This is a genomic window from Winogradskyella sp., from assembly GCF_965228925.1.
Taxonomy (GTDB): Bacteria; Bacteroidota; Bacteroidia; order Flavobacteriales; family Flavobacteriaceae; genus Winogradskyella.
The window spans coordinates 5,219,985-5,232,241 of the sequence record NZ_OZ245845.1 but is presented as its reverse complement, the minus strand read 5'-3'; the positions used below and the strand labels follow the sequence as shown (position 1 = coordinate 5,232,241).

At 38.6% G+C, this 12,257-nt stretch carries 11 protein-coding genes; 9 read left to right on the top strand and 2 right to left on the bottom strand.

From position 1 onward, the window contains the following. Positions 1-67 precede the first annotated feature (67 nt). From ACO052_RS21585 to ACO052_RS21550, 8 genes are all read left to right on the top strand, one after another. The gene (locus ACO052_RS21585; RefSeq protein WP_422105876.1) at positions 68-475 is read left to right on the top strand and encodes a PaaI family thioesterase; all 408 of its coding nucleotides are present in this window, start codon (positions 68-70) and stop codon (positions 473-475) included. Beyond that, positions 472-897, top strand: a complete 426-nt coding sequence (locus tag ACO052_RS21580; RefSeq protein ID WP_422105875.1) for a hypothetical protein — start codon at positions 472-474, stop codon at positions 895-897. Before ACO052_RS21585 ends, ACO052_RS21580 begins: the two co-directional genes overlap by 4 nt. Positions 898-899: 2 nt before the next feature. Further along, positions 900-2,108 (top strand): 3-oxoadipyl-CoA thiolase, encoded by a 1,209-nt coding sequence (pcaF, locus tag ACO052_RS21575; protein WP_422105874.1) that lies wholly within the window; start codon positions 900-902, stop codon positions 2,106-2,108. Continuing rightward, the gene (locus tag ACO052_RS21570) at positions 2,109-2,711 is read left to right on the top strand and encodes a short chain dehydrogenase (protein WP_422105873.1); all 603 of its coding nucleotides are present in this window, start codon (positions 2,109-2,111) and stop codon (positions 2,709-2,711) included. 6 nt (positions 2,712-2,717) lie between these two features. Then, positions 2,718-5,216, top strand: a complete 2,499-nt coding sequence (paaZ, locus tag ACO052_RS21565; protein WP_422105872.1) for a phenylacetic acid degradation bifunctional protein PaaZ — start codon at positions 2,718-2,720, stop codon at positions 5,214-5,216. A 187-nt stretch (positions 5,217-5,403) separates the two neighbouring features. After that, a complete protein-coding gene (locus ACO052_RS21560) occupies positions 5,404-6,156 on the top strand; it encodes an enoyl-CoA hydratase/isomerase family protein (RefSeq protein WP_422105871.1) in 753 nt (250 codons plus the stop codon). A 122-nt stretch (positions 6,157-6,278) separates the two neighbouring features. After that, positions 6,279-6,875 carry a transferase hexapeptide repeat family protein gene (locus ACO052_RS21555; protein WP_422105870.1) on the top strand — a complete coding sequence of 199 codons (597 nt, stop codon included), beginning with the start codon at positions 6,279-6,281 and terminating at the stop codon, positions 6,873-6,875. A 14-nt stretch (positions 6,876-6,889) separates the two neighbouring features. Continuing rightward, the gene (locus tag ACO052_RS21550; RefSeq protein ID WP_422105869.1) at positions 6,890-7,465 is read left to right on the top strand and encodes a pyridoxine/pyridoxamine 5'-phosphate oxidase; all 576 of its coding nucleotides are present in this window, start codon (positions 6,890-6,892) and stop codon (positions 7,463-7,465) included. Positions 7,466-7,589: 124 nt separating this feature from the next. Here the strand turns inward: ACO052_RS21550 and ACO052_RS21545 are convergent, their stop codons facing one another. Together ACO052_RS21545 and ACO052_RS21540 are read right to left on the bottom strand one after the other, a co-directional pair. After that, a complete protein-coding gene (locus ACO052_RS21545; protein WP_422105868.1) occupies positions 7,590-10,019 on the bottom strand; it encodes a T9SS type B sorting domain-containing protein in 2,430 nt (809 codons plus the stop codon). 88 nt (positions 10,020-10,107) lie between these two features. Further along, the gene (locus ACO052_RS21540; protein WP_422105867.1) at positions 10,108-10,581 is read right to left on the bottom strand and encodes an Lrp/AsnC family transcriptional regulator; all 474 of its coding nucleotides are present in this window, start codon (positions 10,579-10,581) and stop codon (positions 10,108-10,110) included. A 191-nt stretch (positions 10,582-10,772) separates the two neighbouring features. On the opposite strand from ACO052_RS21540, the gene ACO052_RS21535 reads away from it, so the two are divergent. Continuing rightward, positions 10,773-12,059 (top strand): dihydrolipoamide acetyltransferase family protein, encoded by a 1,287-nt coding sequence (locus ACO052_RS21535; protein ID WP_422108093.1) that lies wholly within the window; start codon positions 10,773-10,775, stop codon positions 12,057-12,059. Positions 12,060-12,257: the final 198 nt, after the last annotated feature.

The window sequence follows — 12,257 nt, the reverse complement described above, 5'->3', positions numbered from 1 at the left end:
CAGAGCGAAGCGAAGAATCTCATGATGAGATTGCCACGTCCTTCGTCCTTGCAATGACAAATAAAACATGAACGGAGCAGACATACCATACAAAATGCTGTCTCAGGATGCCTTTAGCCAATGGTTAGGCATTGAGATTTTAGAATGTGAAATTGGGCGTTGTAAAGTGGCTATGACAGTCAGAAAAGATATGTTGAATAGTATGTACTATGCCCATGGCGGTGTAAGTTATTCATTAGCAGATACAGCTTTTGGCTTTGCGGCCAATACCCATGGTAAATATGCAGTGTCTATTGAAACGAGTATTAATCACATCGAAGCTTTGGAAGAAGGCGATTATTTAGTTGCCGAATCAGTGATTGAAAAAGTAAATAATAAACTCGGTTTTAATGTGGTTGAGGTCAAACGAGGTGAAGAATTAATTGCTTTATTTAAAGGTGTGGTCTATAGAACACAAAAAAATTGGGAAGAATGAAAAGAATTATATTATTAATCCTAATATATAGTTTTAATGGTTACGCTCAAGAATCAAAAATTGTATCATTTAAAGTAGATGGTGAAATTTATAAGGTGCCAATGGGTAAAGCTATTGATGTTAAAGATGGTGAAATTGATTTTTCTGTAAAGAGAATAAATGAAAGTGCAAAAGCTCGATATGAGTTCATGATCAAGATACTTGATTTTCTGGATGATTTTACTAAGAGGTACATTGAGGATTTAGATTCTTATTTAATATTAGGATCAAAATCTTTTGGAAATGATAAAACTCACTTTTATCATTTTTTTAAAAAAGGGGATGATAACCAAGGGATATCTATTTTAGTGCAATGTCCTTATGATTCAAATGAAAAAAATAAAGAAGAAATTTATAGAGTAGTAAAATCTGCTCATTTTTAGTTATGAAAGAAGCATATATCATAGACGGTGTACGCACACCCATAGGAAATTATAAAGGTACATTATCTACAGTTCGTACAGACGATTTAGGCGCACTGGTGATTTCAGAAGTCGTTAAGCGAAATCCTAATATTCCAAAAGAAGCCTACGACGATGTCATTATGGGTTGTGCTAATCAAGCAGGTGAAGATAATCGTAACGTAGCGCGCATGTCCTCGTTACTAGCGGGTTTACCACATACAGTTCCGGGCGAAACGGTGAATAGACTTTGTAGTTCTGGATTATCAGCAATCATCCATGCTAATCGTGCAATCAAAGCAGGAGATGGTGATGTGTTTATTTCTGGAGGTGTTGAGAATATGACCAGGGGTCCTTATGTAATCGCGAAACCGTCAAGTGCTTTTGGAAATGATTCTAAGATGTACGATTCAAGTTTTGGCTGGCGTTTTATCAACTCAAAAATGCATGAGATGTACGGGACGGATGGTATGGGAATGACGGCAGAGAATTTGGTAGAGAAGTATAATATTTCCCGAGAAGACCAAGATAAATTTGCCCATTGGAGTCAGATGAAAGCGGCCAAAGCTCAAGAAAATGGGCGTTTGGCAAAAGAAATTGTAACCGTTGAAATCCCACAACGTAAAAAAGATCCCATTCAATTTTCGAAAGATGAATTTATAAAGCCCAATACATCTCTTGAGGTCTTAGGAAAATTGAGAACAGCCTTTAAAAAAGAAGGAGGAAGTGTAACGGCGGGTAATGCTTCAGGATTAAATGATGGTGCAGCCGCAACCATTATCGCTTCGGAAGATGCGGTTAAAAAATACAGTCTTAAACCCTTAGCAAGAATCGTGAGTTCAGCAGTTGTTGGAGTTGAGCCACGTATTATGGGAATCGGTCCGGTGCAAGCGTCTAATAAGGCTTTAGAAAAAGCAGGTTTAACTATGAACGATATAGATATCATTGAGTTAAATGAGGCATTCGCCGCTCAGGCATTGGCCTGTACAAGAGCTTGGGGACTGGCGGATGATGACCCAAGGTTGAACCCGAATGGAGGCTCCATAGCCATTGGGCATCCACTGGGCGTTACAGGAGCGAGAATAGCCTATTCAGCTGCTTTAGAGTTACATGAACAACAAAAGCAATATGCCCTAATTACGATGTGTGTAGGTGTGGGGCAAGGGTATGCAGCAATTATAGAACGTGTATAAATGAAAATATTAGTCATAGGAGGAAACGGAACCATTGGTAAAAAAGTCAGTGAACGGCTAACTCAAAAACATGAGGTGCTTGTTGCTGGTCGCAATTCTGGAGACGTGACTGTTGACTTTTCAGATTCAAGTTCCATTAAATCGATGTTCGAATCTGTTGGTAAGTTAGATGCTATTGTCGCCATTGCAGGTGATGCCAAATGGGATAAATTGGATAATCTATCGGAAGAAGATTTCTATATTGGTATCAAAAGTAAAATGATGGGTCAAGTTAATGTTGTGCGAATAGGAAAAGGCTATCTCAATTCGGGAGGTTCAATAACCTTATCTACAGGCATATTGGCAGACGATCCTGTAGATATGACAACAAGTGCAGCGATGGTGAATGGAGCCATTAATAGCTTTGTAAAAGCTGTGGCCTTGGAGTTAGAAGATGGTAAACGTATCAATGTAGTCTGCTCGGATTTGGTTGAAGATTCTTTTGAAAAATATAAAGACTATTTTCCAGGAAATACACCAGTGCCAATGCATAAAATTGTAGATGGTTATGTAAAGTCTATTGAAGGGAAAATTACGGGAAGAATTTTAAGAATAATGGCTTAAGTTATTATGGAAAAAATACAACATTATGTCCAAGGTCAATGGACAACAGGGAAAGAAGAAGGCATGCCAATTCTTGATGCAGTTACAGGTGAAGCCTTTACTAGTGTCGCTATAGAGGGTTTGAACATTCCAGAAATCCTAAACTACGGACGTACAAAAGGTGGGGCGCAACTGCGCAAAATGACCTTTCAAGAGCGTGGTAATATGCTCAAAAAATTAGCACTTTACCTTACCAAAAGAAAAGATACTTTTTATGAATTGAGTTATCGAACCGGAGCCACTAAAGTGGATAGTTGGATAGATATAGAAGGTGGATTTGGAAATTTATTTGCAAATGCGTCCTTGCGTAAACTATTTCCGAATCAACCCTTTCATGTGGAGGGAGACCCAATAGATTTGTCAAGAGGCGGACGCTTTATGGCGCATCATATTATGGTGCCAAAAAAAGGGGTTGCTGTTCATATCAATGCCTTTAATTTTCCGGTTTGGGGCATGCTCGAAAAATGTGCCGTGAACTGGATGGCAGGAATGCCCGCCGTGGTTTTGCCAGCACCATCATCATCATATTTGGCCGAAGCAGTGGCGAGAACAATTATCGATTCAGGAATTCTTCCCGAAGGAGCGTTGCAAATCATTAATGGCACCGTAAAAACGATTTTAGATACCGTAGAATCTCAAGATGTAGTCACCTTTACAGGATCTGCGGCAACAGGACGCTTACTAAAGGCACATCCTAGGTTAATTGAAGAATCTGTGCCATTTACCATGGAAGCCGATTCGTTAAATGCCTCGATTTTAGGGGAAGATGCAATACCCGGAACACCAGAATTCGATTTGTTCATTAAAGAAGTTCGAAAAGAAATGACCGTAAAAGCTGGACAAAAATGTACGGCCATTCGTCGAATCATTGTACCAGAAAATTTGGTAGAGGATGTTCAAATCGCCCTAGGAAAAGCATTGGATAAAGTCACCATCGGAGACCCGAGGTTGAAGGAAGTGCGAATGGGATCTTTGGTAAGCCATCAACAAGTGCAGGCTGTTAAAGATTCAGTCAATGATCTCGCCAAAGAGGCACAAATTGTTTACGGAGATTTAGATAAAATTGAAACTATTGGTGCTGATGCTAAAAAAGGCGCATTTATCAGTCCGATTTTATTACGAGCGGACCATCCTTTCAAGAATACCGTTGTTCACGAACGCGAAGCTTTTGGTCCGGTGAGTACTATTATGCCATACAAAACACTCGATGAAGCGGTGCAATTAGCACAAATGGGTAAGGGCTCTTTGGTATCTTCTATTGCGACTTTTAACGATAAAATTGCCACAGACTATGTGGTTAATGCCGCAAGTCACCACGGGCGAATTTTGGTCATTAATCGCGATATGGCTAAGGAAAGTACGGGTCATGGTTCACCATTGCCGTATTTGGTACATGGAGGTCCAGGACGTGCAGGAGGTGGAGAAGAGATGGGAGGTATGCGAGGGATAAAGCATTACTTACAGCGTACTGCGATTCAAGGCTCACCGACAACCATTACAGAAATTACAGGCATATATCAGCAAAAAGCCAAATACAAAGAAGCAGAGCAACATCCATTTAAATACCATTGGGAAGACATTCAGCCAGGAATGTCTATGAGGACTCATAAGCGTACCATAACAGATTCGGATATTATCAATTTTTCTAATCTCACTTGGGACCATTTCTATGCGCATACGGATATCACCTCTTTAGATGGTAGTATTTTCGAAAAACGCACAGCACATGGCTACTTTATTATTTCAGCCGCGGCAGGATTATTTGTCTATCCCAACAAAGGACCTGTTTCGGCCAATTATGGGCTAGAAGAGTGTAGGTTCCTTCGTCCCTTATATCATAACGATACGATTTATGTACGATTAACTTGCAAGCAAAAAGTAGATCGCGATGTGGCTTCGGCAGAACATCCAAGTGGCATTGTAAAGTGGTTTGCAGAAATTTTTGATGCTGAAGACGAATTAGTAGCATTAGCAACAGTCTTGACTATGGTTCAGAAGAAACAAGACACTTTTGTTGAAATGACCGATGAAAAGATAGATGAATGTTTGGCTAAGCTTTCAGAAGATAGGAAACCACAATGGGGAATCATGACACCTCAGCATATGTTAGAGCATTTAGAATACACCTATAAAATTGCGGCAGGGGAGATACAGGATTTTGAAGTGTCTACACCAGAAAAGATTTTGGAGAAAGTAAAGAACAGTCTTTGGAATTATAAAAAATTCCCTCAAAATTCCCAGTTTCCGATGCTAGAAAAGGATAAGCTTGATGAATTAAAACATGAGGATTTGGCAACCGCCATTTCAAAATTTAAAGCACAAAGGGAAAAATACCTAGAATACTTTAAAGAGAATCCAGATGCAACTTTAAACAATATGGTATTTGGAGAGTTAAATAGATATGAGTGGTACCTTTTGGAAAGAAAACATCTTAACCATCATTTCGAACAATTTAAATTAATATAGTTTTGTCATTCCTGCGCCCGCATTCGCTGTCCGCGTGTCACCATAGCTTTGCCTACTTCGCCGAAGTAGTTTGCTACGAAGGCTGAAAGCGGAGGCACAAGCTTTGGCGGAGGTGCAAGGCAGGAATCCAAAATAGAATAAGTAGAATTAAAAATAGACTCCTGCCTTTGCGGGAATAACAGAAAATATGACTAACCCTTACGTAAAACAAACCATAGAAAACGAAGTAGGCTATATCGAATTTTTTCATCCTGCGCATAATTCGTTACCAGGAGATATTTTGGCTAAATTGGCTAATACAATCACTGAAGCCGGGCAAAATGAGGCTATTAAAGTGATTGTTCTAAAAAGTGGCGGAGATCGTACCTTTTGTGCTGGTGCCAGTTTTAAGGAGCTCATCAATATTAATGATGAAGCGACTGGAAAAGTATTTTTTTCAGGATTTGCTAATGTGATTAATGCCATGCGTAAATGTCCAAAGTTTATTATTGGTCGAGTACAGGGGAAAACAGTTGGGGGAGGTGTTGGTTTGGCTTCTGCAACGGATTATTGTATGGCTACAAAGTTTGCTGCCATCAAATTAAGTGAGCTCAATGTCGGTATTGGCCCTTTTGTCGTTGGACCAGCAGTAGAACGCAAGTTGGGATTAAGTGGGATGTCTCAAATTGCCATTGATGCAAACAGTTTTTATCCAGCCGAATGGGCAAAACAAAAAGGGTTGTTTACGCAAGTTTTTGAGAGCACTGAAGAATTGGATGCTGCCGTAAAAGCTTTTGCCGAAAACCTATGTAACTATAATACCGAAGCTATGAAAGAAATGAAGCAGATGTTTTGGAAAGGAACAGAGGATTGGGATAGGCTCTTGGCAGAACGTGCAGCCATTAGTGGTCGATTGGTATTAAGCGATTTTACGAAAGAAACACTTAAGCGTTTTAAATAAGTGTCATTCAGAGCGTAGCGAAGAATCTCGTAAGCAGATTGCCACGTCCTTCGTCCTCGCAATGACATAAAAGTAAATTTAAGTTATCGGTTTCCCCTTTAGGGAAAATAAAAATGGGCTATATGATATACGAATTCCAAGGCTATACACCAGTTGTTCACGAAAGTAGTTTTGTACATCCTTTGGCAGCGGTTACAGGTAATGTCATTATCGGTAAAAACTGTTATATAGGTCCGGGAGCAGCGATTCGAGGCGATTGGGGACAGATCATTTTAGAGGATGGTGTCAATGTACAAGAAAACTGTACGGTCCACATGTTTCCCGGAAAGTCCATTGTGTTAAAGGAGAGTGCACATGTTGGTCATGGCGCAATCATCCATGGGGCTAATTTGGGAAAGAATTGCCTGATTGGTATGAATTCAGTTATTATGGATGATGCCGAAATTGGTGATGAATCTATTGTAGGTGCGATGGCCTTTATAAAAGCCGAAACTAAAATTCCAAAACGTAGTTTGGTGGTTGGTAATCCAGCGAAGATTGTCAAAGAAGTATCTGACGATATGATTGCTTGGAAAACAAAGGGCACAGAATTGTATCAACAATTACCCAAAGACTGTCATGAAACCTTAAGAGAAGTAGAGCCCTTAAGAGCAGTTCCATCGGATAGAGAGCTTCAGGAAGATACCTACAAAACTCTCCGAGAAACTTTTAAAAAGTAATTGGCTATAAGTATATGGATCCAATACAAAAATTTAAAGTCTGGTATAATGAAGAATTGGAAAAGACTTCTGTCAGGATACCCTCTGCATGCTGTTTGAGTTCAATAGGACAAGATGGGTATCCCAATTCTAGATTTGTCTCCCTTAAAGAACTCATAGAAAATAAATTTGTGATAACCGGCCCTTTGGATTCTAGAAAAGGTAAGGAGTTATTAGCAAACTCTAAAGCATCATTGACATTTTGGTGGACGGAAACCGAACGACAAATTAGAGTTCAGGGAGATGCCATTCAAATTGAAAAAGATCTAGCCGATCGGTATTTTAAAGAAAGAAACAAGGCCTCGCAAATCGTAAGTCGAATTAGCGAACAAGGAACAGAAATAGACGATCTAAGGACATTAATTGCTCTTTTGGAGAAACAAAAAGGGCATTATAGTGGAAGGGCAGTTAGCAGACCAGAACAATGGTCTGGATTCTATATAGTCCCAAAACGAATTGAGTTTATGGAGTTTAAAGAAAGCCGGTTGCATCTTCGTGAGTTATTTACGCATGAAGGCGAAAAATGGAATAAACTGATTTTACAACCCTAACCGGTGTTTGCAAAAAGACGTCCGATGTTATGATTAACGAGAGGCAATAAGACGACCTTGTAGAAGCAATTTTTGAAGACTCTCATGAAGCCTTAAGAGAAGTCTAGCTTAGAAGCGGCATGAATTATCTTTTTAAAGAAAAATGAGCTCTAAATTGCTTTTGTAGATTGTCGGTACTCCTATATTCAACTAAAAACCAATAGTCGTTGGTAGGCATGTTTCTGCCATTGTAAGTGCCGTCCCATCCTTTGTCGAACGGGCTTAATTGTTTAAGTAACTTTCCATATCGGTCATAAATATAGATTTTAGCATTTTCTAATAGCGTTGGGCACGTCACATTCCAATAGTCATTTGTGCCATCATTATTGGGGGTAAAAAATTTTGGATAACCTACGATACCAACATCATAAGTAATGACATTGCAGTTGCTAATATCTCTTACGAAAACAATGTTTTCACACCCGTAAACATCATTAAACATGTTAGACGTTTGCCAAGGGCTAGCGTTGAGTCTATATTCATAAGAGCCATTACCAATAACCACAACTTCAATGCTGCTATTTTCTGAAAATAAACTACTTATAACTTCAACTTCTATTGATTCTGGCGGATATGATTCAACTACAACTGTACTAGCCTGTGTCGTGCACTGTGTATTAATGTTGGTGACATGTACAGTATAGGTGCCAGGAGCACTTGGGAAATAAGAATTGTTTGTTTCACCATCGATTAAATTAGTCGGTGATATTTGAGGACCATTATACCATTGAAAGGCATATTCATTTTCACTTAACTCCGTATCGATTGGAGGATTGATCACAAATGTGGTGTTCACAGGGTCAATAACATTATCATTAGCATCTAGACATAATAGATATTGATCTTCAATTTCCAAAATCGGGAATGGATATGTTATTAATTCAAAACTAATACTGTTATCAATACAATCCGCTTCATTATTTTCTACGAGAACAAAAATTTCTTGAGGATTAGTTGTGCTTACAAAATTTAGCGCCTGCTCTATGGTAATTTCATCTAAACGTAATGCATCTCTAAAATACCTGACATTAAAATTTGATTCGGATTGTGTTCCTAAAATTGCCGAATTCTGAATGCTAAGATCAAAAGTGCCCAATGTACCATCACTTATATGAGCACAGGCAAAAAGGTCATTAGGTTGAAATGCTATGGGTTGTGCGTTTACAATGATTAGAAAGCTTATGTCGTCATTAGTACATAATCCTGTATTATGCTCAACCCTTGCAAAGATTTCCTGTGGATTTGTAGTGTTGGTAAAAGTGGTTAGCTCGGCGTCTAAAATTAAATCAGTTCTATTGGAATCTCTGTAATAGTAAACTGTAAAATCTTGAGGTGATTGTGGCCCTAATATAATTTCATTTTGAACTGTTAAATCAAAATGTTCGATGCCATTATTGTCGATATCGTCACAGATTTCGATGTCCTGGGGTTGATAGGCATCAGGAATATCAAACGGATTAAATATAGTTGCTGAAGAAAAAAAGTCAGGGCAATTTACATCATTAGATGTTACGGCTCTAAAAACCTGACCATCGATAGGGTCAGGGAAGATTAGTGGATTGTCGGTTGTTGAAATTTCAACCCAAGTAGCCCCATTGTCATAAGAGGTTTCCCATCTGATTATAGACGCAAAATTATTATAGAGTTCGATTGACGCGTATGAATTAATACACTCAGAAGTCAGAAGCGTTTCACCCTCATTGCTAACGAGCCCTGGTGATACACCTGTTAAAACCTCTCTTATAGCCCAAGCCCATAAATTACCCCAAGCTATCTCTATTTCGGTATTTATGGAAGTGTTATTCTGCATTTGAGAATTCTGATTGGTAAAGTAACCGGTGTCGGCAATGAAGATATCATTGTAAGTCGCATCATAAAGTATGGTGGCATTGCCATCGGCGTTCCTGGCTAATGCAGAAGCATTGCAGCTTTCACTGAAATAACCTTGAGAGTTTCCGCTTTGGGTAATTTGAGAGACATTACCAAAAGGTCCTGAAAAAATATGAATATTTCTGTTCACATCTTCAGGAGTAGCTGTCGTTGGATTGGTATTTCCTGCAATAAGAGGAAGATTAAATGCAGTCGAGATAGGTTTTCCTACGGGTTGTTCAGCTATAATCAACACCTTTTTTTCTTGGGCAGACCAATTCTTTAATACATCGATTTCTGATGATGTAAATGCGTTCACATTACTAAAAACCGATCCGATAAATATAATATCGTAGGTATTTAATTGATTTAAATCTACGATAGAGCCAAGGTCTTCAAAGCCATGCGTAATAGTTATATTGTTTTCTATGGTACCTCCCAAGCCAAAATTCGAAGGTTCAAGTAGTTTAGAAGTTGCTCCCACTAAATAACTGCCTTCTAAGGTAAAGCCTTGAAAAGAAACGTTTCGACTTCCATAGGTAGAAGGAATATTTAAGACTTCAATGGTTTGTCCAGGACTGGGTTGGAAGCTCCATAACCATAACAACAGAAGTATATTGATATTTCTAAAACCTACGTTTTCCATGAAGTCATTTTGTGAGAACCCGTCTAATAGGGTTTTTAAAATATACAAAAATTATAAATGGTCGAGGCTAAAGAGGGTTAATTTTAAACTATATTCGACTCAAATCAATCTCGTTGGTTTCTTTGCCTGTTGAGAGCGTGATCAAGCTTTGCACATTGCCCAAATAGGGTAAAAGCGTCAGTTTTGAAATAATAAAATGTTCATAGGCTTCAATATCTTCAACTATGAGTTTCAGTAAATAATCAAAATTTCCACTCACCCGGTGACATTCCACTATTTCCGGGAAGTTGTTGATTTCTGTCACAAACTTTTCGAGATAACTTCTAGTATGGCCTTGTAGTGTAATACCAATGAATACGGTGAGCTTCAGCCCTATTTTTTTATTATCCAATACGGCGACATACTTTTTGATATAGCCTTCTCTCTCAAGTTTTTTAATGCGTTCAAAAACAGGCGACGTGGTCATGCCTAATTCTTCGGCAATACGCTTCGTGGTTCGGTTGCTATCCTTTTGTAGAATGCCTAATATCTGTGTGTCGATCTTATCAAGATGGTGAGCCATAAGAAAATTATATTGTAAAGCTTCAATAGGGTAAATATAAAAAGAAAATAAATCTTATTTTATGTTATTTAAAAGAAAATATTTCTTGTATAATTGAATTTAAAAGTTATTAACATCTTAAAAATGCGATATTCTGTATATTTGTTCCTTGTATTATAGAACAAGGAAAATTGGGAAATTTCGAATTTAAAATGCCTAAACTCGGTGAGAGTATCACCGAAGCCGCAATAATAACATGGTTCAAAAATGTAGGTGATACAGTAGAGGAGGATGAGATGTTATTGGAAGTAGCTACAGATAAGGTAGATTCTGAAGTGCCTTCTAACGTTACCGGTGTCGTTGAAGAAATTTTATACCAACCTAATGACGTTATTAAAATTGGCGAAACCATCGCTGTCATTAAAGTTGATGGCAACGTAACTTCAAAACCCAAATCCGAGGGTTCTTCAAATCGAACAAAAAAGCCGGAAGTAGAAAAGAAGGCCAAAGCCAAAAGGTCAAAACCGGCTCTGCAACCTGCTGTCAATACAGGGAACTTTTCCGTTTCAAATTCCAACACGTTTCTCTCACCATTAATCATTTCTATTGCAAAGAAGCATCATATAAGCTTTGAAGAGTTGGCTAGAATACCAGCAACGGGAAAAGAGGGGCGTTTACGAAAGAGTGATGTGTTTAATTATATTGAAGATGGTCGACTCTACAAGTTTGCACAACCCGTTGTGCAAGATCCCACGGCATATCGTATTCCGCAATTGACCTTCGACAAAGGCAAAGGTAAAATTGTAGAAATGGATCGAATGCGTCAGATGATCGCCGATCATATGGTCTATTCTAAGCATACTTCTCCTCATGTTACAGCGTATGTAGAAGCCGACCTGACCGACATGGTGCAATGGCGCAACACCAATAAAAAAGCATTTCAAGAAAAATATGGTGAGCGTTTAACCTTTACACCGTTGTTTGTGGAAGCTGTGGCAAAAGCGATTAAGGATTTTCCTAACATCAATGCCTCTGTTGACGGCAAGAATATTATCGTAAAGGAAGAGGTTAATATAGGTATGGCGACAGCACTACCAAGTGGTAACTTAATTGTGCCTGTGGTGAAAAATGCAGACCAAAAGGATTTGGTGGCGTTGGCAGCAGATGTCAATGCTTTAAGTGCAAAGGCACGTGAAAATAAGTTGCAAGCCGATGATATTAAAGGAAGCACATTTACTATTTCTAACGTGGGAACTTTTGGAAGTGTTATGGGAACACCAATCATTAATCAACCCGAAGTTGCAATTCTCGCTTTAGGGATTATTAAAAAACGTCCCGAAGTTATAGAGACCGAACATGGAGATGAAATCGCCATCAGGAGTATGATGTATTTATCCCTGTCTTTTGACCACCGTGTGGTTGATGGTTTTTTAGGGGGCAGTTTTGTACGTCGTGTTGCCGATTATTTTGAACAATTTGATACCGATAGAGATATTTAGATAAGAGATAAAAGAACGATTCGTTCTTAGATTTGATTGAGGAAGCAAAAAAAGATTGTCCCTTGAGGATTATTGAAATTAAAGCAATAGCTTTAATTGAAGATACCGAGCGGAGCTCATTAGGGGTGTTTAGATAATATTATAGGCTATACCATTCCAATTAGCAAAATAGAGAAATTGATGTCATTCAAAGCGACT